We start from the raw sequence: 21,768 nt of genomic DNA, 5'->3' as shown, positions 1-21,768 counted from the left end.
ATTCAACTGTTATCGAGATGCTAATGCACGGAACTCACCTGACCGCCGACCTCTACAGCTGCAATTTCGTGGGGTTGATGACTGACCTGGAAGGATTGCACGAGGTGTGCAGGCGCATGGTCGAGCGCGCAGGCCTCACGATCGTTGGCGAGTATTGGCATCAGTTTGAGGCGAGTGATGGCGAAAAGGGGGGCATCACGGGCGCCCTCGTGCTGGCCGAGTCCCACTTTACGGTGCATACATGGCCGGAACTGAGCCGCCTAACCATGGATCTGTATGTGTGCAACATGATGTCGGACCATTCCGAAGAGGCCAAAACTGCGATCCACTGCATCGCGTCTTACTTCGAGCCGGCCCACACCGAATGGAACGAAGTCAAGCGCGGGAGCCTAGGTGTCGAAGAGGCCGGCCAAACGCAGTACACCCACTTCATTGAGCCCATCGGCCAGAGCGGCGCAATCTTCGGGTTCGTCGCAAGAAAGGTGGCGGAAGAACGCATGAGCGCTCTACAGCGGATTGAAGTTCTGGAATCATCTAGCCTCGGGACTGCGTTGCGACTGGACGGTCGGCTGATGACCTCTGAGCGGGAAGGCTTTTACTATCACGAGGCACTGATCCATCCTGCGGCCGTCGTCGCGCGCAAGCCGAAAACTGCCCTGATCATTGGAGGCGGCGATCTCGGGTCGGCTAAAGAGCTTTTGCGACACAAGAATATCGAGCGTGTGGTGGTGGTTGAGATTGACGGCGCAGTCGTTGATTGCGCAAAAAAGCATCTCGAGGCGATCAATGGGCGCTGCTGGGAAGATGCCCGCCTTGAGATCAAGATCCAAGACGGCGCCGAATTCGTTCGCAGCAACACGGACAGATTCGATCTCATCTATCTGGACCTGACTGACGTCGACTCAGGCGCGAAACCCTTGTATCGCGAACCATTTTTCAAGAGTTGCCGAGACCGCATCTCGCCCCGCGGGGTACTCGTAGTCCACGCTGGCGCAGTATTTCATCACGACGAGCAGATTAATGCTGTGCTCGGGCAGCTTGCGGAGGTGTTCCCATACCTCTCGCCGTATGCCGGTCCAGCCCCTCTATATGGCGGTCTATGGACATACTGCCTAGCCTCATCGACGCCCATCTCCCCGCGTCTCTCCAGCCTTGCTGTGGAAGCAAGGCTATGGAGGTCCGGGGTGAATGGCTACAAGCTCAGGTTCTACGGTCCCCGGCAACATGCGGCAATGTTCGACATAGTGCCAATGGGCATGCTCTATGGCATCAAGAAGCTGCCGCGCGCTAAGCCTTCGACAAAAGTTCGAATCGGCCTCATTGGCCGCACTCTCTTCGGGGTGGCGTGTCTTGGTGTCGCCTTCGGCCTGCCCCCATTGAAGGCTGCGATGGATGAAGAAAAGGCGCGACTGGTTGCGGTTTTGTCCGGCCAGGAACTTAGCGCACGACTGCAGAAGTTGGAGCCTGCAGTGGCCAGATGCGCATTGAACATCTATGAAGTCGCCTACGGGAGTAAGACAATCAACCTCGGGGATGCTGAAGAGACCGAGAAATTTTGCGCCATGACTGAGGAGGCAAGAGAGGCGTTTCGCCTTCGGCAGGATGAAGCCAGGAAGGCGAAGAGGGATCAGGACCAAGCACTGTCAGAGACGAGAAGTGCGCTTGCAGGCACCTCGTTGTGAGCTTCACGGCGAGTAAATAACGCCGGCTGGAGAAGACTCAAGGGCGTGAGCTGGCGAGACGATAGCAGGAGCTGCGCGGCGGTTGAATTTATGTGATCCGTTTTGGTAGTCTGAACGAAAGAATGGAGATCTGCATGGCAACCAGCAAGCGCGAAATTTTGGACCAATACCCTACACCGGCCTGGGCCGCGGCTGCCATCGTGGGCAAGCACTTCAGCGATCTGGGGGCGGCAGACGTGGCATGCGATCCCACCTGCGGGCCTGGCCGCTTCCTTCAGGCCATCCCCGATCATGTGGGCGCCTTTGGTGTGGAGATCGACCCCGAAGCAGCGCAAGTCGCGCGCCAATTGACAGGCCGCACCGTGGTCGTAGGCGATATTCGGGATGCGAAGTTTCCGGAGCGCCCGACCGCATTCATTGGAAATCCCCCTTTTCAGATGAAGCTGGTCGATGTGCTGCTGGACCGGGCCTTCGATGTGCTGCAAGAGGAGGGGCGTGTTGGCCTCATCCTCCCATGCTATGCGCTTCAAACGGCCGGGCGAGTAGTCCGGTACAACGAACGCTGGTCTCTGAGCCAGGAGATGATTCCACGCAACATCTACCCGGGTCTGTCCAAACCACTGCTCTTTGCGATGTTCCGCAAGGACGTCCGTCGGCTGATGGTCGGCTTCTCGCTTTACCACGAGGCAGCATTCGTCTTGGCACTTCCGGTCGAGGTGCAAGAAGCCATGATCCAGGGCCCCAAAACCTGGGCCGGCGTCGTCCTCGAGGGTTTAGACCATCACGGTGGCGAAGCTTCTCTTACTGAGCTCTATGCCTACGTGCAGGAGCGCCGACCGTCCAAAAACCCACACTGGCGTGAGCAAGTGCGCAAGATCTGCCAACACCACTCTGAGCGGGTCGGCCGAGGCCGATACGCACGAACTCCGCAACGAACCCACCACATGAACGCCTGACCCGGAGAGTACGATGAATACCACTGCCACCCCAGTGCCGCCTCAGCGGCGCACATCCGCCAAGAGGGCGAACGGCTATTTTCAGCTTCACCTTCAAGGCTCGCTGAGCTTGCCCATCGCTTTCTGGATCAATCTTCTGCTGATCCCGCAGCTCTATGCCCTGGCCCTGGCTGTCCTCAATAGCGTCCTGCCAGACATGCATGCTTCCGCAGCCTTGATTGGACTCCTCGTCTGGTTCAGCGGCCTGTGCTTCGCCCTCGTGTTGAGCATCTGGGCCGTGGTGGGCACCTGGTTCAGCGTTGAGCGTTACGCGCTGGCGGGCGGCTCCCGTCGAATCGCCGGCGCGGCGAAGATTGTGTGTGGGATCTTCGCCTTGTCGTGGGCCTTTGGTGGCTGGTTGTTGCTTGCCAGCGTGCAGGCCGCCCCCTGAGTAAGAGTGAGGATCTTCGTATGGCCTCACCGCGCCAGCTCACGCCCACGAAGGTGTTAGACACTTCTGGACTTTCCGCCAATGCCAATATGGACATCGACGAGGACGACGAGCCATTACCAGGGCTTCGGCCGCTCGGGTCTACCACTCCGGTCGCGTCCGCGACAGGGGTGATGCCTGCGGCGGAATTTGCGCCTGCGGTTCTCGCTCTTGCGCGGGAAGTCTTGCGCAGGGCCGAGTATCAGCGCACGCCGCCTTCTGACCCGAAGGTCAACAAGCCGCTTCGGTTTGAAGGAATGACCGAGGAGCAAGCGAAGCTGTGTAGCCCCGAAGAGATGGTGGATCGCTTTGTCGACCTTCTGGGCGGGCGCCAAGGCAGGGAAGCCGCGGAACGACTTCGCAGTGCTCTCGAGTATGTCCGACGCCTGCCTGCTGCTGACAAACCGAAGTCGGTTACGCCAAAGCAGGCAGGCCAGAAAGCTCCAGCGACTCCAGGCCGACAAGATGCAGCTCTGACCGCGCCCGAGCCATCGCCTCCGCCAGCAGCTGCACCCTTGCCGATGCCGGGCCCGGCCGCCAATGGAGTTGTCCCGACACCTGAGTCGCGTTTGCGGTCTGCGTCGCTCAATGCTGCCCAGCGAGAATCAAAGGTGATGCGTGATCCCACGGTCCAGGTTGATCGGCTTGGAGCGAAACCTCAAGCTCTCTTGGGGAAGCCGATCCCGGTAGGCGGTAGAGCAGCGACGGCTAGCTCTCCTGCACCGCGCACCCCAGCACCTGCGGCCGCACAAGTCCCGCGCCGCGCGGCAAGCGCTGGGCCAAGCGCAAAGTCGACGCAACCTCAGCCCACGCCAGCTCGATCCAAACAGGTTGAGCCATCCGAAGGTCATGCAGGCGACTGCGAGATTGTTGTCGGTGCAAGCGGCAGTCGTATCGTGCGGGTGACGTCGCGACCCTAGCCGCGCTGACGGTTGCGAGGGGGAGGCGGCTCAGAACGAAGCGTCTGACCCATGATCGTTTCGCCCTCCCGCATCTGAAGTATGGTGAGCCCCTCATTGGATTGAATCGCCTCGAGCGCGTCGAAGGGGACCGGCTGCTGATCGCTGCCAATCTGCTCAACCTGGTTGTCAGCAGCCAGGAAGGTGAGAATGATCCCGCCCTCATCGCCGGAAGTCGTTTCGACACGGGGATTCTCGATCAGGCCGCGACCTTCTCGGTGCTCAATGAGTAACGATGTGACTGCCGACTGGACATAGGCGAACGGAACGAAAGTGGGCGTGCTCATGGGGTATTCCTAAAGGGTGGTCGGGCGGCTGCCCACGCGTTGAGATGGCGCCGGCGTGGGCGCCGGGCGTGCATCTACTTGATCCATCTGCTTGGCGGCGCCTCGGAGTCCAGTCAGAAGGCGATTGGCATCGGCAGCGGATACTAGAGCCTTGGCGGCGCCGTTGGAGTCGGTGAGCGCGGGCCAGCGCTGCATCAAGTCAGAAATCCGATCGCGTAGCGCTTCGCTGGCCTGGTCGTCGGACGAGTTCCCTTGGCTGTACGCTTTGGTGGCCACCACGACGAGAATTGTCTCTTCGATGATTGAGGTCTGCTGCGTGTAAGAAGCATGCTCTGCGAGGGCTTGGGCCTCTTTCGCTCGATATGCGTCCTGAATGCGTTCCAGCACCGCGACCTCGCCGATCAAGCCCATCGCCCGATTGATCTGATCTTGCGTGACCGATGCGCTAGCCAATCCTGGGGCCGCTTTGAGCCTTTCCACTGCTGCCGCGCGCGCCTTGCCCACCTCAGCAGCCATGAGTCGTGCGCGGTTGGCGTCTTCCGTCAAATGCTGAAGGTGCCGCAGGACACGAGTTTTCAGTTGGTTGGCGTCGCTGGCACTTTTCACCCAGTCGTTCGAGATCTTCATCGGGAGGATTCGACCTTGGGTCACGGCCCGCGCACGAGCAATTGAGCTCGCCTTGATCCGATCTCGTTCCAAGACGGGGATCAGCGACGCCGGCAGGCCGGAGCGCATCATGTCGTAGTTGTCTCGAGCGCGCGTCTCCAAGCCAGGCAGAATCTCCATCACGGGCTTGCCACGTTCGTCCGTGATTACCTTGCCTTTGGCGTCTCGCTTTGTGACGTAGACCCACCGCAAGAATTCATCGCTTGCTCCCAGATAGTCGGCGTCCAGCACCTCTTTCAGAAGGGTGGAATTTGCAAGCTTCTCGGCGCCTTTATTGAAAGCGAAGTCCACAAGTGCCAGGAACTGAGCTTGAGTTACCGGTGTGGTGCCTAGCAGATCACGAACCTGCTTTGCATGCGCCTCGGCATCCAGTAGCAGAAGTGCATCAGCCTCGGCCAGCGTGATGCTTTTCCCGCGGCTCAACGGCGTTCCATCGGGCATGAGCCCAGTATGACCGTATCCGACCGTGGGAGTGCCGCCCGCATCCAGATACACCGAGAGGCGAAGGCCCTCCTGCCGCTTGAGATAGGCGATGAAGTCTGGAGTGAGCTGCAGCGCGTCCACGCTGAAGGCAGGCACGCGAAACTGCGCCGGCTGTTGAGCAGTGCTGGGAATGCTCGAGCGCCAGGTGCCTCCCGGTTTCGCCGCGATCTGATCGTCGAGCGCTGCAACGTCGGCATTTGATCCATTCTGACCCGGACCGGCGTACGGCGCGCTGAGGTAATGGCCTGCTGTGATCAGCGCCGCGGTTGTGGCCAGCACCCCAAGCGAGCGGTAGATGAAAGTTCGAAATCCAGGACCGGCCTGGCCAAAGCGTACCGACTTGGACGCGGGAAGCGGACCAATGCGAGAAGTGTGCTTCGCGATATCTTCGGCCGAAAGTGCGGTCGCTCGAACGTGAATGGCTAGCTGACGGCGGACGGAGGGCGGCGGCATTGCAAAGATCCAAAAATTGGCACTTGGCAAAAACTGCCGGCCTGGATTTCAAAAAACGATTTTGTTAGGATGATTCTACCTAATTCAAGGATTTTCCCGGGAGCACGATTATGGCTATTCTTCACATCCTGCAACCGCGCGACGCGGCGGGCCAGGTTTTGACTGGGCTGTTTGGCACGATCGAATCGTCCGAAAACAGCAGCCTGCTGAACTTCAAACCCGACCCCGCGCTGGCACGTTGTTCTGCGACGCTGACCGTGCTTCAGCGCCAATTGCAGGTTCGCCCCGATGAAGTTGTGACGATCGAGGCCGATGAGGACTCCATTCGTGCCCTGAAAGCGAACATGGCGCGTGCGCTCCAACTGCAATGGAACCGGCGTTACGAGCAGGTGATCGGACCGGATGTCACGGACGCTGGCGCCGGCGTCTCGGCCGAAGGAGAGGGCGCACGTCTCGTGGCGATTCCAGGAATGGGGTCGATCAACCGGAACATCCTGCAGCAGGCCCTGCAGGTGGAACGCCAAATTGCGAACGAAGGGATCGAAGCCCTTGTCGCTGACATCCCGGGCGTGACGCCGGTTTGGGTAGACGTCCAGCTGCGCGGCGCCTACGTGGGGTACGAACAAGAGCGAACCGTGGGCTACGTTTCGCGGGTCGATCAATGCGAGCTGAACTACCACCCGCTGCCGGCGTGGGGCGAATTCGAGCACGCCGAGTACGGCCCCACCAAAGTCCGCAACGCTGAACCCACTGAGGCCGACGCCGAGCGTGGAGAGGAGGGGTTTTTCGACATGACAGGTGCGATTCCTGTCTACGTCCCGGTCTCACCGGCGCCGGCGCCGGCCGTTCAGGAAGTCCAGTCAGCTCCCAAGGCTTTCAGCTTTGGCGGAACCCAGCAGTCGGCCCCGCAGCAAGCGCCGCGGCCCCAGTCTGTCGCATCGAGCGCGCCGACGACGGAGCAGGTTCAACGAGTAATGGAGCTCGTGTGGGCTACCCCGATCCTTCGCCAGATGATCGTTCATTGGCCGACGGTCAAGGCGGTCAACTTCGACTCCCGCGTACCGTCCGAACTCGATGTCGATGCTGACTTCGTCGGCGACGACGAAGAGGATGATGACGATGAGGGCGACCGCGCCTTCCCGGCGCCCCGCGTCTAGGCGCGCGCGGCAGTAACAGGCAAGCCCCCGGCCCATCGGGGGCTTTTTCACATTGAAGGGGCACGCACATGTCCAAATCCACGACTGCAAGAATGATCTCGGGTGGGAAGCTCGACTTCGCGAACCCGAAGCCTGACCAGTTCACCATCGCGGATGTCGCTTTAGGATTAGCACGAGAGGCGCGGTTCAATGGGCAGACGCCCGACTTCTACAGCGTTGCCCAGCACTCTGTCTTGGTAAGCTGCCTCGTCCCCCCCGAGTACGCGATGTGGGGGCTACTGCACGACGGGGAGGAGTTTGCCGTCCGCGATATCTGCCCGATGCTCAAAGCGCTGCTTGGGCCCTCCTACGTGGACATTGCCGATCGCGTGAGGGGTGCTGTGTATCAAAGCGTAGGCCTGCCGGCCGAGCCCCCGCCAGACGTCAAGCACCTGGTCAAACTGGCTGATACTCAGGCGATCACGATGGAGGTGCGAGATTTGTGGCCCGATCCGCGGGAATGGGAAGGCGAGTTGGACTTGCTGATCGAGCTTCCCGAATATGTCGTGCGTCCGATGGACCCGAAGGAAGCCCATGCGTATTTCCTCGCACGATACCTTTCCATCACTCAAAATCGACCCTTCGTCATGGACCTCCAGCTATGGGAGCGGCAGCACGAAGTATCCAGCGAGTCGTCGCGGACTCGAGCGCGAATGAGAGCGTGATTTGGTGCTAATAGGGTAGAATTTGCGCTATTGATTCAACGATTAATAGGCAGTTTCTATGCTTACTTCCTATCAGGAGAACGGGCGAGGGCCAGCCGGCGCATCGGCTGAGGCCGAAATCCGCGAGGTCAATATGGCCTACCTGTTGCTGGCTCAGCGCCTGCTGCAGCATGACTTTCCCAGCGGTCTATTTCAGACCGGGCTGAAACAGGACGTCGGGCAGACCCTGCTCAGGCTGTCGGTGCAACAGGTGCTGGCGCTAGCCTCGGCGCCCACGCTGTTGTGTGCTTTTCGTCTGAATGATGCTTCGCTCCTCGCCCAGCTCGCGCACGAAAGTCCCGTCCAACAGGCCCGACTGATGGTGGCTGCGTCGCAGTTAGCGCCAGCAGAGCAGGGGGTGTGATGCCAGAAGTCCTCGCAGCGGCAGGGTTGCACGCCCAGCGTACCGAACAGAGGCGTCCTCGCAGCGTGGCTCAGGAGGGGCATGAGATCGCAACAGCGTCCAAGATGATCGAGCTAGGCGCTCGCCTGCAGGTCTTGGAGAGTGAAACCAGGATTAGCCATGACCGACTGTCGCGGCTCTATAAGGAAATTCTCGGCGCGTCGCCGCCCAAGGGCATGCTGCCGTTTTCAGTGGATTGGTACCTGCCATGGCGACCAAACATCCACGCCACGACCTTTATCGGGCTGTTTCGCTTTTTCGAAGACGTGGCCGGATGCAGCAGCTCCGGGGCATTGATTCGGGCGTACGAGATCTACCGCGGTAGCCCGGAGGTGAGGGCCGAGCCAGAGCCAGTCCTTAGCTTCACCAGGGCTTGGATGCTGATGAAGTTCTTCAAGAGCGCGCAATTGGTGCTCGCCCCCTGCGTGCAGTGCTCGCTCAGTTTCCTGCGCCATAGCGAAGATCTGCAAGTAGGCTACGTCTGCCCCCTTTGCAAACCGCCCGCTCGCAGCCTTGGGGTGATGGCTAAGCGCTTCAATAAACGTTCAGAACAAACTTCGGAGGCTGCGTGATCAGCTCGACAAGCATCAGTACGGAAAGAGGCCAAGCAAGCGCTTCGAACACCGGCCTGGCGAACTCATATGCGGTTTCCCACCTTCTTGGGAAACACTCCCTGGCCCGTACGTTTTGGATAAACGTGGTGTTGATCGGGAACCTTGGAGTTCACCTGCTCAACGCATCGATCGCAGCGGTGGCCGAAATGACGGGGGGCGCGCTGGTCGCTGCATATGTCCTGGGTTTCCTAGCCGTGCTAGCCTGGGTCTGGTGTCTGGTGGGGCTGTGGGCAGCCTCCACCCAGCACCTGGCCACGCGAAAATCCAAAGTATGGGGATGGATTGCCCGGGGCCTGGTGGTGATGTTCGTGGTTGGAACGATCCTCAACCTAGGCCAGCAGTTCGGAACTGTCCAGGGTTGAGTTCTTCAGAGTTGGGCAGCGCGCCGTTGAGCGTTGCGCTGTTTGCGAGTGGGGCGCCGCAACCGCACGGGTTTGTGGCGCTGCTCACGGAGATCAGTCGGATCTGAGCCGCCAATCACCTGGTGAATCGCGGCGTCCATCGCAGCGGTCTGTACAGCGGTGGTTCCCGTCGACGCCCCCGTCCTCGCTAGCGCTTCCACAAAGCGTGCCGAAAGCCATGCGCTGGGGTGTTCGTCCAAATATTCCGCAACCGCCACGTGCTGAGCTTCGCGGGCGGATGCGTCGATCAGGTATGCGTTAACGAGCGCCACCCGGATTTCGAGGAGCGCGGCCTCCGCATGTTCTCGCGAATAGGGGGCTGGTTCGGCAAGCGCGCGGCTTGCCAAGCGCCGCGCCGTGATGACGGCGGCAATGGCCGAGAAATCGGCGTCGTCCTCCAGATGTACTTCGAAGAGGTGCCCAAACACAGGGAAGGGCTGGATCGCTACGAGTACGCTCATTTCGAGGCGGCTCCCAGATCAAAGTGGCCTGGAATGAGCCCACGCTGGGTCAAGAGCGTCACTGCTTGTTCAGGCAGCGGACTGGACGGCGCGTGCCGGTGGAGGGCCAGCGCCAAGCGTTTCACGACGAAGGTGAGATCTTCGGCAGGGCTCGCGCCGGCCGGTGTCTGAAGGCGCTGGAACTCGAGCGCGTGAAGCACGTGTTTCGTGGCAGCGAGTTGCTCCTGCAGCTTGAGCACCACCTGGCTTTCCCCCCCGCTTTGCGCGTCCTCCTGGTGCTTCCAGGCCTCCCACGCCGCTTCGGTCGACGCATTCGCGAATGTTGCGCCGGCAGTCTTCGCTTTGGCCACCGAAAGCTTACGCCCCCGGGCGAACTTCTTGAATCGGTCCAGTGACGCCTCGTGATCTGCTACGCGTTCAGATTGGTCAAGGGCGCTGGCGGCATGCGCAGTCGCCGGCGGGCTCGAGGGCAAAGTGGGTGCTACTTGCACGATGGGACGCGCGATGGCGGCGGACGAGCTGTGATGGATCGGTGTGCTCAGCGCTTGAGTGGGCAGTTGCGCGACCGAGCGAGTTGCGGCATTCGCTCGGTCTTGAAGGATGACATCGTTCACCCGTTCCACGTTGGCTCGCGACGACGGCTTGCGAGCGAGAAGACCTGCCAGACGACGAGGAAACATTTCGCACCTTTAATAGGTAGTAATCATTAGTGCAAGATATCATATTGAATGGTGAGCAAATAGCGATTTCCTACCAAAAAAGAAACGGCCGCCCTAAGGCGGCCGTCCATTGGGATATCAGACGTTCAGTCTGCGGACGGGGCCGCCGAGGGAATCGGATTCGCCTCGTCGTCAGACGCTTGGCCAGGACGTTGTGCCGCAGCGCTGTCGTCATCATCGTGCGAAGGCGCCTGGCTGCCGGGCGCAGTAGGTGCATCGCCGGCCGCGTCATCTCGATGTGTCGCACCATCAGTGAGTGCGGGGTCGGAGGTGTTGGGGGCCTCCGCTGGGGCGCTACCATCGGCCGCGGTCGGCGATGCCGCGGCACCGGGCTTGGCGCTTTGGAACAGGTCAGATGCAGGAGGATTGCCAGCAGCAGGATCAGCGGCTCCAAGTCCTGCGCCACTACCGCCAACACCGTTTTGGCTGTCTCCAGAGAGATCAGCATGCCCAGGCGTCCCCTTAGGCTTGCGGCCGCGCTTCTTGCCCGTATAAGGGGGCTTGGCTGTGACGGCACTGGGGGCACTGGCGGGGGCGGCGTTCGGTAGTGCCAGCTGAATCTCATCGACCGAAATGGCGAACCTTCCCATGACCGCAACGATCTTTTTGATCGCCTCGGAGCGCCCCTTCTTGAGCTCGGCGATCTTCTCCGTCAACGCATCTCTCTGCGCTATGAGGTCGTTCAAACTTGAATTGGTTTCGGTCATGTTTTCTCAGGATCGCAATGAATAGAATCCTGCGATTTTACTCAATATCGTCAAGCATTCTAGGGGGAGCATGAAACCGCCGAAAGCTGGCATCGGGTGAGAGTTCAGTGGCCGACGCTCAGCGCACTAATGATCGCTCTTGCCTCGCTAAATGAAATGGTTCTGATAGCATGACTCACATCCTAATAGGGGTAGTTATGACTCAGAACACCGTTAGCACCCTCGGTCGTTTGCTTAAGAGCGCTTTGAAGCCTTTGACAAAGACGCACGTGCAAGATGCACACGCAACGCGCGTGGAACCCACTCTCGCCGCTGAACCCGATCCTGCATTTTCTGCACGGTGCGCTCGCCGGCTTGATGAGGCGCTGACTTCGAGCTCGAGGATCCGTTGATGCCGCCGTTTTCGTCGCGTCTCAAATCTCGGCTTCCCTGGATAGGTGCTGCCGCGCTGTACGGCCTTGTGGCTGCAGGTCTTGTGTTTGGACTTGCTGTTTCGATACTCGCGGGCGTCACCACGGCTGTCCTGAGACGGAGGCTCAATGCTGCCGGCCTGGGCTTTCACACGCGCCGTGTTCTTCGAATCGTTCTGATAGGGGGCGCATTGAACTTGGCGGCCCTGGCCCTTCTTGCCCTTCAGGCAACGAACCTCGGGGTGGTGATCATCCTCGTTTCGAGTCTGCTTATGTTCGCAGGTCTCCTGGCCGGAACGAATCGACTGGCGCGAGAGTGGCCTTCAGATACGGGGGAAGCACTTTGAGTCGCAGGCGCCCATTGTTTGAAGAGTGCGATGTCTGCGCGCGTCTGTATGTGCAGCCGATTGAACCGTTGACGCTTGGCTCACCGTCTGGGGGTGAGGCTCTGGCGCGGTTTTTCACTCGAGGTGGCGATGCTGTCGACCTGCAACGAATCCTCGGCCTGGCAAAGCTCACTGGACGCCAGATCGACGTCGACTCATGGGCACTGGAAGGGGTCTCCAGCCTCTTGCGCTCAAACACGCAGCGGCCAGATTTCCTTAGCGTGAACGTTACGGCGACGACGCTGCTGAATCAGGAGTATTCGCAGCACCTGCAGGAGGTGTGCGCCGAGCCTGAGATTGCGAGCAGGCTCTGGCTGGAGGTGACAGAGTCGGAGCGCTTGGCGCCCGTGGGCCGAGTGCTGGATCTGATCGGAAGGCTCCGACAAGCGGGAGTGCGCCTGGCGCTCGATGATTTGGGTGCCGGCCATATGTCGTTGGCTGTTCTGCGGGACATTGACGCAGACATCATCAAGATCGACGGCGCCCTGATCAAAGGCCTCGCCTGCAGCCAGCGTGCGCAGATGATCGTCAAGACCATTGTGGATCTCGCGCATCAGCTGGGTGCCCATACTGTCGCAGAATGGATCGAAACCAACGAGGACTTGGCAGTCGCGAAAGAACTGGGGGCCGATTTTGGTCAGGGCTACCTGTTTGGCCGGCCTACGCCAGCCAATCGCGCCTTCATCTGCCGAACGTAAAGGAGCCTGGCTGCCTGGGGCGATCGACTTGGACTTGCGCCTCGGGCACCGCGCCCTCTCCGAATACCGCTTGCGCAAGAAGGTACAGCTCACGATCTTTTTCTGATCCTGCTCCGGCTGTCATGGCAATCGCCACCATGGGATCACGGGTGGCGAGGTTGAGGTACCAGCGCTTGTAATCAAGGGGTACTCGATGAGCATCAAGGCCCTTGTGTTGGCCAAAAGTCATCTGCAGAGGAACAGAGGCGGCTAAGCTCAGCAGGTGAAGCCGCTCGAGCAGCGGCAGATCGTCTTGAGATGACACTATCTGCGGCATATCTTGGAGATCCTCATCGAAATGCTCGATCAAGGCTCGCAAGATCTCCGCGCAAACCTTTATGTCCGTGGCCGCGCTATGGGCGCCGCGCAGCAGCTCCCGCGCTTTGGCCAATGACTCGAACGACTCTCCGTGCAGATGGTAGAACAGGGCAGACTGCGTGTGGCTGTCCAGTTCGGGCCAGGCTTTGCGGGCAAGCACCAAGGTGTCAATCGAGCGGATTTCAGGTGGTGATCCGGCTGCCACAAGATCGAAGGATACGTTGTGACCGATCACGAACCCTACGTCGTCGGGCAGCGAGAACGTGTCGGACGAAGGCATGCCGGCCAACTCATGGTCAAGAATGTGATGAGTCGCCAACGCCCCCAGAGAAGAGGGAAGCCCTGGATCATATCGTTGGCACACAGCGGTTTCGGGCAGATAGACGCCATCCTCATCCACATAGCCAAATGCGGCCTCGACGATTCGCGGTTCAACGACGTGATGCGCCTCCACATCGAAAATAACTCCTCGAGTTCTGCTGACTGACATCGCGATCCTTGAATTGTTGAATACCGATTTGATAGGCTTGAGACAGGATGAGCTGAATTTCACGACCATTCTGCCTGTATTTGCACCCCCAACCCTAACTATAATCGCCATGATATCCAACCAAAATCCGAAAGCAGACATGAATCTCTTCGATGACAATCATTGGCGCGCGCAGCATGCGCACCTCCTCGAGCTGAAGCACCGCGCCGTTGCGGCCCGTGACAAACCTGGGCTTCAAGAGCACCAACAGCGCGAACTGCATATGTTCGTCTCGATGGCGGGCCTGCTTGAACTTTCGTGGTCGATGACGGAGCAAAAGCCCGGCGATGCGGCCGGCATCACGCTCGAAGAGGTGCCTAGCGACGAGCGGCGCGCAATACGGGAAAAGCTGGTTGAGGCCATTGAACTCGGCGACTCGCTTCTTTCCCGGATCGAGGCTTAAAGGCCGCGGGAATCACAATCGGAGACTCACCATGGGTCACAAACTCACCAACAAACGGATGCGTCATGCCGGCCTGGCATTCGCTCTGTTACTGATTTCCTCCAGCCTGCCGGCGATGGCGGCAGAACAAGCTCCATCCGTCAGGTCGATCGACGGGCGAACTGCCCCGCAAATGACGGCCGCTATGAAGCAAACGCTGTCGCGGGTGAACGCGTCAGTGCCAAGCACGCGCAGGAGCGAGTGGTCCGGTGATTCCGCGCGTTCATCTCAGGTGAACTCGGCCATCGCTGCGGCGGCGCGCGCCTCACGGGCCGCACGAGCTGCGGCCTGCAACTAACCGAATAGGCGGGAAACTGATGCCCTTGGCCTTCATCCTCGTCGTAATGATCGCTCTGATGAGCAGCTTCTGGCAGAGCGAAACCTCAGCGGCCCAGGCCGAAGTGAAACTCACCAGCGAAGCGCAAGCGGTGGCGGCAAACATGTTGGCGTATCAACAGTACATCAACAACTACGTAAGCTATCGCAACGCAGCTGGCCAGACTCCCAACCGCGCGCGATATCAGAGTTTCCACGGCAATGCACTCGAATTGATCTCTGCCGCAGACGCGGCCGGCGACAAGCCTGAGAACGTCATGACATGGTTCAAAGGACCCATGCCAGGCGTGACGGGAGTGATTGAAGCAGGGGAGCTGCACCTGTATTACAAGCCGATCTCGTCAGCACATGCGAGCCAACGCGGCGTTCAGGCCGAGCTGCTTCGCATCACGAAAGGATCATTTGGGGTGGGCAAGTCAACGTTGTCGCCCCCGGGCTAATCAGTCAGCCCATGCGTAGCGCCGACACCTCGTCGGCTTCTTGTCGTCTCGGCACCAGGAGACTCTCCAAGCGATGTAGGAAAACAACTTCATGGCCAAGCGTTCGGCCATGAAGTTGGTAGTTGGCCGAAGAAGGCCACGCAGTTGGTAGTTCTCCGAGAAGGAAAGGGCGTCCGAAGTGGTGCCAGGGCTCAAGCGAATCTGCTCAATGCGAGGCATGGCTTCTGAGGTCTAAGGACACCAAGCGGTAGCTGTTCCAGCGCGCAAAGTTGTAACTCGAGCTACGAATTTGGAGAAGAGTTAAGAATTGGTTTTGTACGTATGATTCTAAGAGTATAGAATTCTTCGAAATTCAAGGTCAGCTGTTCAACCGACTCTTGCGGATCCCCCATGATTTCCTCTCTGACAACGTCCACGCCCGCCATACGCCCTTCCATAGGGTTGGATGGAATGGGCTTTCAGTTCAACCTCTTCAACACGACTGATCAGCGGTTCGAGGACGACGCCGAGCGAAATGATCGCCTGCAGCTCGCACGCCTACTGAACCAGCAGTCGCAGTACCCGGTGGCGCCATCGGTCATACGCAAGGCATGGGAGGTCCTGGTCCCAGCAATTCTGGAGCTGACCCATCACCAATTCCGTGACCGGTTCACCCTTGTTCAAAGCCTGCGCCGCGCGAAGGCGATGCAGCACCCAACGCTCAAGCTCGACCCTGCTGGCCTCGACCAATGGTTGACGGATGTGCTGGTTCTGATGGGGACCCTGCCGCTGGAGTTCTGCGACCTGCCTGAAAGCGCGGCAACCGGCAGGGCCGCGGCGTTACAGCATTTCGACCGAGGCCTTGAAGAGGCTGTGAGTCCAGCTGGCCGCAACGAAGCTTTGATGTGCCTTGAGATGCTCTGCAGTCGAGTTTGGTACAGCCGTACCATCTCGTCCCGTAGCGAGGTGGCGGTGAAGGTGGAGCTCTTTCACGCGCTGCAGTTCATGTACTGGGAATGCGGAGTTCCCGTTCCGCTGGCCATGCTCTGGGATCAGCCCCCGGAACTGACCGACCCGGTATTTGATGGGGTCCGCCGGCATAACTACCGGCAGCTTTACACCCTGGAACGGAAGGGCGAATTGGCGGCACTGTACGAGCGCATTCGACACGGTATCGAGATTCTCGCGGAACGACGGCACGCCTTCCGACGACGGTACGCGCTTGTTCAGCGTCGGGACAGCCGCTGGGGCCGCACCATCGCAGAACAAAACCTGATGATCCAAAACAAGTACCGAGCCGCTGATGAGCTTTGATGTAGCGGCTTATGCCGCCGTAGGCGCCGCGGCCGGCTTCTACGTGGGCCGCGCCACACCGACCAAGCTACTGAAGGTCGTCATAGCTGATGCGAGGTTGAATCAGGCGCGCGCCGGCACTCAAAGTGAAGAGCGAGTCTGGGCTGAGGAACTGTCCATCGCGCAAGCAGAAACGGCTGTTCGCCAAGCTGATCGGGGACGACTTCGTCGCCGAGGCTTCGTGTATGCCTTGCTCGGCGCCGCGCTTCTCGCTGCGATCGGGGCGGTGGCAAATGACTTCGTGAGCGGTGCCGGGGTCGGGATCGTACTCATGCTGGTTCTACAGCTAAGCGCGATGGACCTTGATGACTGCAGCGTGCCAGACAACAGCATTTGGGTTGTTGCGGTCATCTCGGCTCTTCTGACGATCATCTCGGGCATCTACCCGACCGGTGGCGCGCAATTCTCCCTTGTGGGTTTCGTCCTGACCTCGGTTCTGATCGCACTTGTTGTCCCTATAACCAAGGTCATGTTGGTAATCCGTGGGCGCCAAGCGCCTGGGATGGTTTTTGGCGATGGTGACGTTCTTCTGCTGCTTGCACTTTCGATGCTGTTCGGTGTTGACGTGTTGCTGGTGATGGCAGTGGCTTGCCTCGTCTCGATGCCCTTGCAGGTCGCGCCGCAGGTTAGCCAGCGCATCGCGCGATCGCTGGGCCATTTCTCGCATTGGAGCCATGGAGCTCCGTTCATTCCGGGCATCTTCGTCGGCTGCGCTCTGACATATTTCGCGGCGGCATGCTACGGCTTTTCGTTGAACTCATTCGTGCAACTGCTGCTCATGCGCATGCAAGCGCTCAATTACTAGGACATGACCGTGCCAAGTTTCGGTTCATACCTCCGATCACTCTTCTCGGCCGGCGTGCTGGCTACGGTGTGCGGCACTGCCGTAGCTCATTCACACCCGGCGACTCAGCCCACATCCAGGTTCTCCGCGCCGGCTGTCCGCGTTGCCCCAGGCACGGCACCAGACGATTTCAGGTCAGCGCTGGCCATTGTGCTCAATCGAATGATGACCAGCTACCGTACCGCGGTGAAGGAACCCGTTCGAATCGACGTCCTGGACTCGAGCGCGCCAAATGTGCAGCGCTTCTTGGCAGGTGTGTCAGGCGCTGCGTTCGACCCACACACGATCCTTGCTGTGAACTTCGACGCCAATGCTCGAATCAATGGGCAGCGCACCGCGGCGTGCATGGTGCGCTTCAACACGGAAAGGCGGGCTGAACTGCTGAGTGGATACGAGCGATCGGGCATTTTCAGTCGCGCCGATACTGTCTACTACCTCGCGGCTCACGAGTTTGGTCACTGCATGGCCTTTCACCAGGAGTCCCTGGGGCGACGTCTCGGACTTTCCGATAAAGGCCACGAAATAATGGCGGACAAGGTCGCCATCGCCTTCTTCATGGTGAACGGTAAGCCCGCGGCGGCACGAAGGGTCGTCGAGTTCAACCGGCGCCTGGTTGTTGACCATATCCATTCTCACCCAGAGGAGCTCGAGGCCTTCGTCACGCAGATGGATCGCTTGCTCGAGGGTCAAGCTCCGCAAGCTTTGGCCAGCTCCATGCTCGATATTTTCAACTTGGCCGTAGCCGACACGCCGGACGCGCGCCGATAAAAAGCACGATCCTTTTAGGACCACACCCATGGCGAAAGAGCAATCCACCACGAATTACACCAGTGGCCCGCGCTGGAAGCTGCGGCATCCTCGTTCAACGGCTGTCGTGGCGATTCTCGTCGCAGCTGTCACGGTGTATGCAGCGGGGCGGCTGGTACAGCAAACCGCCGGAGGCGGAAGCGCAGACCGTCTTCTGCCGCCGAACGTGACATCCGTCAGCCCGGTACCGAAGATTTCCAATGACTTGACGGGCCTGGATGCCTTGGGAGATCCAGCGGCGCGTCCGATCATCCATGTGCAGGGCTGGAACCTGCCGATTACCCCAGACGACGGCAAGATCGATGCCAACGGCGTCCCAGAAGAGAAGATCCCAGAAATCCTCAAGAAGGCGCTCAATCCAGGCGATCGGGTCGTCAAGGCATTCCCCGGGCAAGGCGGCCTCACCGTCTGGGTGATCTATCCGGCTTCTTCGCCCGCGGGCTCCGCGATCCTTTACACGACGCCGGACGAAAAGCACATCGTGGTTGGATCGTTGTTCGGCGAAGGCGGTGCCGAGTTGCGCAATTTCACCGGCGACTATTTGGAAGCTTACCGCCCCAAGATCGACTACTCGAAATTTTGGTCCGAACTTGAAGGCGCGCGCTGGTTTCGTGAAGGCGCTGATGACAAGGACGCAAAGGCAACGATTTATGGGTTCTTCGATGCCAACTGTGGCTTTTGCCACGTAGGCTGGCTGGGCTTGAAGCCCTATATGGATGCCGGCCTGCAGGTACGCTGGATTCCCGTCGCCGTGATCGGTGTCGACAGCGACAAAAAGGCGGCTGCGCTTATGACCTCCAGCAATCCGGTGGCCACAATGGAAGCAGGGCACGCTGGATGGGCTGAAAAGCAAGGCGACGCCTTCCCTTCGGCCGATGTCACGCCTGACGTTCGACAAGCGTTGGACCGCCATGCCGATTTGATGCGCCGGGTCGGCGCCACGGGCACACCCGCCTTCCTCTACAAGGATCCAACCGGCGCGGTGAAGTTGATCCCTGGCGTCATTCGCCTCGCCGATATTCCAAGCATCACCGGAATCAGTGAGATCGAGAACAAGGATCCGCGCCTGGACAACTTCCGCTGACAGCGACGCAGCGTCAACCTTGGCGCAGCACCCGGCCCATCAACGGAATGACATTGGACAATTCAGGTGCCGTACCGTCGGAAACCGCCGGCGGGGGCGCCTGTTTTGACCACACGGATCGGACCAGGTCGGGTTGACATACTCCTACCGACTCGGTGAGCGCGGTCAATCGGTCAAAAACGGCTTGTCGCTTCGCCCCGGTTAGCGCCCATCCTTCCGCCCGCGAATACAGATCCTCTACATCCACGGCGCCGCACAGAACGAGCTCCATGTTGATCAGTGGGTCGGTGTTGGTAGCCAGGTTGCTGAGTACAACGTCTACCGGAGATAGGCCCATAACCATGGGCCCATGCCGCAGGTTGGCATTCACATAAATCAGGTGCTTATGCCAGTTGGTGGCAAGCTCTGGCACCCACGACAGATGGGGCCTCAAGCAATAGCCGTATCGGTGGTGAAAAGGGGAGTCAACTCCCACTGTTTGTTCAAGCAATTCAACGCTCGCCTGCGGTGAATCGTTGTCAAACACGAGTACTTCAGCCGACTCGAGTTGGGCGAATCGGGCGATCAGGGCAGGGGACGGCTTGGAGACGACTCGTAGTATGGCCGCCAAGCCGGCGAAGACCACCTGTGGACCGTCCGTTATCGCCGCGGCCACCCGCGCCAAGTGTTGCAAGTGGTGTGGTTCCATCTCGGTCTAGACTAGTAAACTGGCCGCCACTGTAACAAGAGGCGAGGCAGATGCCTAGAGTCAAACCGAGAAAAAACCTTGATAAATCATAGTTGTAGATTTTGTGGTGTCGGGCCTTATCTTATTGCCGTGGACGAGGTGCCCGAGGAGGTTCTGGAGTCTCAAGCATTGCGCGCGCCTCCTCAACCGTGAGCCGTTGCAGGATGGCGATCTGCGTTGGGAAAAACGCCACGTAGTGAACGAACTCAGGCATTCGATAGCACACCCCGTCAATGCCAAGTACGTCACGCAGCGCTTCATTGAATTGGGCGACGTCCGACGGATAGAAATCGTTGGCAATCTTGTTGATCGTTTTGAGGGTTGGTCCATCGCCTTTGCCGTGGACGTACGCGTCGGCCGCGCGGGCCAGGACCTTTTCGCGTCCTTCGTAATCCACGTCGCCCCAGTTTTGAAGGGCGTCCTCAAGTCCGGGGGCGCGCTTGATCAGAGCGAGCACCTGCCGTAAATTGATGGGCAGTTCCTCTTCCCAGTCGAGCAGTCGCTCGAACGTGAGATCCGCCACATGCACCGTTGGTTTGTCGGATCCACCCAACTTGGGCAGGCCGTCTTGGGTGGCAGATGTGTAGCTCAGCGCCTGCTGTAGGTCGTCACTGAAATAGAACCCGCTGCCAAGTTGATCTCGCCCTTGGTTGGTAAAGCTATAGCAGAAATCGCTGATAGATGTTCCGCTTCCATGGTAAGCGCGGACGGTGTGGCTCATTTTCGTAGTCTTCAAGGGTCCAATTCTTGCCAAATTTTATCATTCGCTTCTGATTTTCCGCTTCGTCTCGTTTCGCCTTGAGGACGTGTTTTCCCCTTGTTAGGATTTGCGGGCAGATCACAATCGACGGTCCTCATGACAGACAAGAAGTCCCAAATACCGAGCTTTCGAGCGCAAGTCAGCGACAAGGTGCGCCACCGCGCTTCTGGTTCCATGAGGCTTGCCAGTGAGCTCGCATCCGGCAAGGGCCGGCGTGTTCCCGTGCTTGCCGCCAACCTGACGGCCATGGCGGGGCTTGAAACCGTAACTGGCGAGCACCTTCACGTTTCATCGCAAGCCTGCGAGATTGCGCTGGTGACGGCGTGGGGCGATTTGTGGGCGGCCATGAACAATCCAGGCACGCCGTGGGACGGACTGCAAGTGCTCATGGCCAGGACGGAGCTTCACCAGTTGATGGCCCTCATGATGACCTCTGGCATGGTTACCGCCCGCGGGAGGGCACGAGCGAGCCAGGTGATTGAGTTCTGCGCGCAGACTTGGGTTAGCCGGCTCATTGCAGAAGGTGGTGAAACACACCTGATCATCCCGCTGGGAGAGAACTCCACGATGGCTGCCCGGTCGATACATTGAAAACGGGCTAAGGCCATTGCACATTAAATAGCAGTTTTGGTAGCATGAACTTATTCATTGAAACATCCCAAAACTGTCGTGCTCAAAGAACAGAGTCGTTTTATCCTCGTTTGCTTGGCCACCCTGGCCATCGGCGTTGCGGCGCCCGCGATCGCTGCGCCGTCGCAGTGTCAGGGCAGCTACTTCGAAGAATCCCGCCCGGATCTCGTTAACCCAAAGCTCGGCGTGTCGGCCAAAGAGCTGTGCTCGGACTACTACGCGATCTGGTACTCGGGGGTTGCACGCAGTCCGTTGTGGGCCGCGGAGTATCTGACTCGCAACCGATTGGAGGCAGCCATGAGCGTCGGGCGCTCCGACGACTTTCGACCCGACTCGCGGTTGCCAAGGGATTGGCAGTCGACGTTGGCTGACTTTAAAGGTTCGGGACTGGACCGAGGGCATCTGGCTCCAAGCGCGGACATGCCTACCCGTGGGGCGGACTCACAGTCGTTTCTCCTGTCGAACATGATCCCGCAGGATCCGAACCTGAATCGCAACCTATGGGCTGCAGTGGAGTCGGCGGTGCGCTCGTACGCCCGATATCAGTCGGTCTACGTCATCACGGGGCCGCTGTTTGAAGGCGCGCAAATCAAGCGGCTGAACGGCAGGGTGCTGATTCCTACGCACGTATTCAAGTTGGTGTACGACCCGAAGCGCAACGCTGCAGGGGCTTACCTGGTGGAGAACGCGCCGAATCGACGCCATCGCGAAATCACACTTGCAGAACTGGAGGGAATGGCCGGCGTGCGCTTTCTTCCCGCTGCAGCGAATGTCAGTCCTCTAAAGCTCCCGCGACCGCGCTACTAGGCCATGACTATGAAGACGC

The 21,768-nt window shown here is 59.5% G+C and carries 26 protein-coding genes; 18 read left to right on the top strand and 8 right to left on the bottom strand.

What is annotated here, in order from left to right:
• Nucleotides 1-23 precede the first annotated feature (23 nt).
• The 3 genes from speD (at nt 24) to AC1HFW_RS32375 (ending at nt 3,068) form a co-directional block, all read left to right on the top strand.
• A complete protein-coding gene (speD, locus tag AC1HFW_RS32385; protein WP_479286808.1) occupies nt 24-1,682 on the top strand; it encodes an adenosylmethionine decarboxylase in 1,659 nt (552 codons plus the stop codon).
• A 134-nt stretch (nt 1,683-1,816) separates the two neighbouring features.
• Complete coding sequence (locus tag AC1HFW_RS32380; RefSeq protein WP_479286806.1) at nt 1,817-2,638, top strand: class I SAM-dependent methyltransferase; 822 nt, start codon at nt 1,817-1,819, stop codon at nt 2,636-2,638.
• A 13-nt stretch (nt 2,639-2,651) separates the two neighbouring features.
• A complete protein-coding gene (locus AC1HFW_RS32375) occupies nt 2,652-3,068 on the top strand; it encodes a hypothetical protein (protein ID WP_479286804.1) in 417 nt (138 codons plus the stop codon).
• Between the two features lie 955 nt (nt 3,069-4,023).
• On the opposite strand, the gene AC1HFW_RS32370 is transcribed toward AC1HFW_RS32375, so the two are convergent.
• Both AC1HFW_RS32370 and AC1HFW_RS32365 read right to left on the bottom strand, forming a co-directional pair.
• The gene (locus tag AC1HFW_RS32370; RefSeq protein ID WP_479286803.1) at nt 4,024-4,353 is read right to left on the bottom strand and encodes a hypothetical protein; all 330 of its coding nucleotides are present in this window, start codon (nt 4,351-4,353) and stop codon (nt 4,024-4,026) included.
• A gap of 9 nt (nt 4,354-4,362) precedes the next feature.
• Complete coding sequence (locus AC1HFW_RS32365) at nt 4,363-5,955, bottom strand: lysozyme (protein WP_479286801.1); 1,593 nt, start codon at nt 5,953-5,955, stop codon at nt 4,363-4,365.
• A gap of 110 nt (nt 5,956-6,065) precedes the next feature.
• Between AC1HFW_RS32365 and AC1HFW_RS32360 the strand changes: the two genes are divergently transcribed.
• From AC1HFW_RS32360 to AC1HFW_RS32340, 5 genes are all read left to right on the top strand, one after another.
• Entirely contained in the window at nt 6,066-7,112 is a 1,047-nt protein-coding gene (locus AC1HFW_RS32360; protein ID WP_479286799.1) for a hypothetical protein, read from the top strand.
• Between the two features lie 68 nt (nt 7,113-7,180).
• Nucleotides 7,181-7,816, top strand: coding sequence for a metal-dependent phosphohydrolase (locus tag AC1HFW_RS32355; RefSeq protein WP_479286797.1), 636 nt, complete (start codon nt 7,181-7,183; stop codon nt 7,814-7,816).
• 58 nt (nt 7,817-7,874) lie between these two features.
• The gene (locus AC1HFW_RS32350; RefSeq protein ID WP_479286795.1) at nt 7,875-8,219 is read left to right on the top strand and encodes a flagellar transcriptional regulator FlhD; all 345 of its coding nucleotides are present in this window, start codon (nt 7,875-7,877) and stop codon (nt 8,217-8,219) included.
• A complete protein-coding gene (locus AC1HFW_RS32345; protein ID WP_479286793.1) occupies nt 8,219-8,830 on the top strand; it encodes a flagellar transcriptional regulator FlhC in 612 nt (203 codons plus the stop codon). Before AC1HFW_RS32350 ends, AC1HFW_RS32345 begins: the two co-directional genes overlap by 1 nt.
• A complete protein-coding gene (locus tag AC1HFW_RS32340; protein ID WP_479286792.1) occupies nt 8,827-9,234 on the top strand; it encodes a hypothetical protein in 408 nt (135 codons plus the stop codon). The genes AC1HFW_RS32345 and AC1HFW_RS32340 overlap by 4 nt, the downstream gene beginning before the upstream one ends.
• A gap of 5 nt (nt 9,235-9,239) precedes the next feature.
• On the opposite strand, the gene AC1HFW_RS32335 is transcribed toward AC1HFW_RS32340, so the two are convergent.
• From AC1HFW_RS32335 to AC1HFW_RS32325, 3 genes are all read right to left on the bottom strand, one after another.
• On the bottom strand, nt 9,240-9,734 hold the full coding sequence (locus AC1HFW_RS32335; RefSeq protein ID WP_479286790.1) for a hypothetical protein: 495 nt from the start codon (nt 9,732-9,734) through the stop codon (nt 9,240-9,242).
• Nucleotides 9,731-10,348, bottom strand: coding sequence for a hypothetical protein (locus tag AC1HFW_RS32330; RefSeq protein ID WP_156350429.1), 618 nt, complete (start codon nt 10,346-10,348; stop codon nt 9,731-9,733). Before AC1HFW_RS32330 ends, AC1HFW_RS32335 begins: the two co-directional genes overlap by 4 nt.
• Before the next feature lie 191 nt (nt 10,349-10,539).
• Nucleotides 10,540-11,160, bottom strand: coding sequence for a hypothetical protein (locus AC1HFW_RS32325; protein ID WP_479286789.1), 621 nt, complete (start codon nt 11,158-11,160; stop codon nt 10,540-10,542).
• A 771-nt stretch (nt 11,161-11,931) separates the two neighbouring features.
• Here AC1HFW_RS32325 and AC1HFW_RS32320 point away from each other — a divergent pair.
• A complete protein-coding gene (locus AC1HFW_RS32320) occupies nt 11,932-12,654 on the top strand; it encodes an EAL domain-containing protein (RefSeq protein WP_054433591.1) in 723 nt (240 codons plus the stop codon).
• Here AC1HFW_RS32320 and AC1HFW_RS32315 read toward each other — a convergent pair.
• Nucleotides 12,638-13,642 carry a 3'-5' exonuclease gene (locus AC1HFW_RS32315; RefSeq protein WP_479286787.1) on the bottom strand — a complete coding sequence of 335 codons (1,005 nt, stop codon included), beginning with the start codon at nt 13,640-13,642 and terminating at the stop codon, nt 12,638-12,640. The genes AC1HFW_RS32320 and AC1HFW_RS32315 overlap by 17 nt on opposite strands.
• On the opposite strand from AC1HFW_RS32315, the gene AC1HFW_RS32310 reads away from it, so the two are divergent.
• From AC1HFW_RS32310 to dsbG, 7 genes are all read left to right on the top strand, one after another.
• Nucleotides 13,641-13,943 carry a hypothetical protein gene (locus tag AC1HFW_RS32310; protein WP_156350435.1) on the top strand — a complete coding sequence of 101 codons (303 nt, stop codon included), beginning with the start codon at nt 13,641-13,643 and terminating at the stop codon, nt 13,941-13,943. The two genes, AC1HFW_RS32315 and AC1HFW_RS32310, sit on opposite strands and share 2 nt — an antisense overlap.
• Before the next feature lie 31 nt (nt 13,944-13,974).
• The gene (locus AC1HFW_RS32305) at nt 13,975-14,280 is read left to right on the top strand and encodes a hypothetical protein (RefSeq protein ID WP_479286785.1); all 306 of its coding nucleotides are present in this window, start codon (nt 13,975-13,977) and stop codon (nt 14,278-14,280) included.
• A gap of 25 nt (nt 14,281-14,305) precedes the next feature.
• Complete coding sequence (locus tag AC1HFW_RS32300) at nt 14,306-14,758, top strand: type IV pilus biogenesis protein PilM (RefSeq protein ID WP_479286783.1); 453 nt, start codon at nt 14,306-14,308, stop codon at nt 14,756-14,758.
• A 390-nt stretch (nt 14,759-15,148) separates the two neighbouring features.
• Nucleotides 15,149-16,051: a hypothetical protein gene (locus AC1HFW_RS32295; protein WP_479286782.1), complete on the top strand. Its 903-nt coding sequence runs from the start codon at nt 15,149-15,151 to the stop codon at nt 16,049-16,051.
• A complete protein-coding gene (locus AC1HFW_RS32290; RefSeq protein ID WP_479286781.1) occupies nt 16,041-16,895 on the top strand; it encodes a hypothetical protein in 855 nt (284 codons plus the stop codon). Before AC1HFW_RS32295 ends, AC1HFW_RS32290 begins: the two co-directional genes overlap by 11 nt.
• Before the next feature lie 201 nt (nt 16,896-17,096).
• Nucleotides 17,097-17,702: a hypothetical protein gene (locus tag AC1HFW_RS32285; RefSeq protein ID WP_457987320.1), complete on the top strand. Its 606-nt coding sequence runs from the start codon at nt 17,097-17,099 to the stop codon at nt 17,700-17,702.
• Between the two features lie 28 nt (nt 17,703-17,730).
• Complete coding sequence (gene dsbG / locus AC1HFW_RS32280) at nt 17,731-18,825, top strand: thiol:disulfide interchange protein DsbG (protein ID WP_082404711.1); 1,095 nt, start codon at nt 17,731-17,733, stop codon at nt 18,823-18,825.
• 13 nt (nt 18,826-18,838) lie between these two features.
• Here the strand turns inward: dsbG and AC1HFW_RS32275 are convergent, their stop codons facing one another.
• Nucleotides 18,839-19,351: a hypothetical protein gene (locus AC1HFW_RS32275; protein WP_479286779.1), complete on the bottom strand. Its 513-nt coding sequence runs from the start codon at nt 19,349-19,351 to the stop codon at nt 18,839-18,841.
• 283 nt (nt 19,352-19,634) lie between these two features.
• Nucleotides 19,635-20,273, bottom strand: coding sequence for a hypothetical protein (locus AC1HFW_RS32270; RefSeq protein ID WP_054433600.1), 639 nt, complete (start codon nt 20,271-20,273; stop codon nt 19,635-19,637).
• A gap of 135 nt (nt 20,274-20,408) precedes the next feature.
• Between AC1HFW_RS32270 and AC1HFW_RS32265 the strand changes: the two genes are divergently transcribed.
• Both AC1HFW_RS32265 and AC1HFW_RS32260 read left to right on the top strand, forming a co-directional pair.
• Complete coding sequence (locus tag AC1HFW_RS32265; protein ID WP_054433601.1) at nt 20,409-20,903, top strand: hypothetical protein; 495 nt, start codon at nt 20,409-20,411, stop codon at nt 20,901-20,903.
• A 57-nt stretch (nt 20,904-20,960) separates the two neighbouring features.
• A complete protein-coding gene (locus AC1HFW_RS32260) occupies nt 20,961-21,749 on the top strand; it encodes a DNA/RNA non-specific endonuclease (RefSeq protein WP_479286776.1) in 789 nt (262 codons plus the stop codon).
• Nucleotides 21,750-21,768 lie beyond the last annotated feature (19 nt).

The sequence above is a fragment of the Achromobacter sp. ISS7 genome (assembly GCF_056523125.1).
This window is presented reverse-complemented; position numbering and strand designations above follow the sequence as displayed.

Coding starts and splice junctions, on each gene's coding strand:
- AC1HFW_RS32305 (WP_479286785.1), top strand. CDS start 13,975: ATGGGTCACAAACTCACCAACAAACGGATGCGTCATGCCGGCCTGGCA.
- AC1HFW_RS32270 (WP_054433600.1), bottom strand. CDS start 20,273: ATGAGCCACACCGTCCGCGCTTACCATGGAAGCGGAACATCTATCAGC.
- AC1HFW_RS32355 (WP_479286797.1), top strand. CDS start 7,181: ATGTCCAAATCCACGACTGCAAGAATGATCTCGGGTGGGAAGCTCGAC.
- speD (WP_479286808.1), top strand. CDS start 24: ATGCACGGAACTCACCTGACCGCCGACCTCTACAGCTGCAATTTCGTG.
- AC1HFW_RS32335 (WP_479286790.1), bottom strand. CDS start 9,734: ATGAGCGTACTCGTAGCGATCCAGCCCTTCCCTGTGTTTGGGCACCTC.
- AC1HFW_RS32345 (WP_479286793.1), top strand. CDS start 8,219: ATGCCAGAAGTCCTCGCAGCGGCAGGGTTGCACGCCCAGCGTACCGAA.
- AC1HFW_RS32310 (WP_156350435.1), top strand. CDS start 13,641: ATGAATCTCTTCGATGACAATCATTGGCGCGCGCAGCATGCGCACCTC.
- AC1HFW_RS32375 (WP_479286804.1), top strand. CDS start 2,652: ATGAATACCACTGCCACCCCAGTGCCGCCTCAGCGGCGCACATCCGCC.
- AC1HFW_RS32360 (WP_479286799.1), top strand. CDS start 6,066: ATGGCTATTCTTCACATCCTGCAACCGCGCGACGCGGCGGGCCAGGTT.
- AC1HFW_RS32265 (WP_054433601.1), top strand. CDS start 20,409: ATGACAGACAAGAAGTCCCAAATACCGAGCTTTCGAGCGCAAGTCAGC.
- AC1HFW_RS32380 (WP_479286806.1), top strand. CDS start 1,817: ATGGCAACCAGCAAGCGCGAAATTTTGGACCAATACCCTACACCGGCC.
- AC1HFW_RS32325 (WP_479286789.1), bottom strand. CDS start 11,160: ATGACCGAAACCAATTCAAGTTTGAACGACCTCATAGCGCAGAGAGAT.
- AC1HFW_RS32350 (WP_479286795.1), top strand. CDS start 7,875: ATGCTTACTTCCTATCAGGAGAACGGGCGAGGGCCAGCCGGCGCATCG.
- AC1HFW_RS32290 (WP_479286781.1), top strand. CDS start 16,041: ATGAGCTTTGATGTAGCGGCTTATGCCGCCGTAGGCGCCGCGGCCGGC.
- AC1HFW_RS32295 (WP_479286782.1), top strand. CDS start 15,149: ATGATTTCCTCTCTGACAACGTCCACGCCCGCCATACGCCCTTCCATA.
- AC1HFW_RS32365 (WP_479286801.1), bottom strand. CDS start 5,955: ATGCCGCCGCCCTCCGTCCGCCGTCAGCTAGCCATTCACGTTCGAGCG.
- dsbG (WP_082404711.1), top strand. CDS start 17,731: ATGGCGAAAGAGCAATCCACCACGAATTACACCAGTGGCCCGCGCTGG.
- AC1HFW_RS32285 (WP_457987320.1), top strand. CDS start 17,097: ATGATGACCAGCTACCGTACCGCGGTGAAGGAACCCGTTCGAATCGAC.
- AC1HFW_RS32370 (WP_479286803.1), bottom strand. CDS start 4,353: ATGAGCACGCCCACTTTCGTTCCGTTCGCCTATGTCCAGTCGGCAGTC.
- AC1HFW_RS32315 (WP_479286787.1), bottom strand. CDS start 13,642: ATGTCTGCTTTCGGATTTTGGTTGGATATCATGGCGATTATAGTTAGG.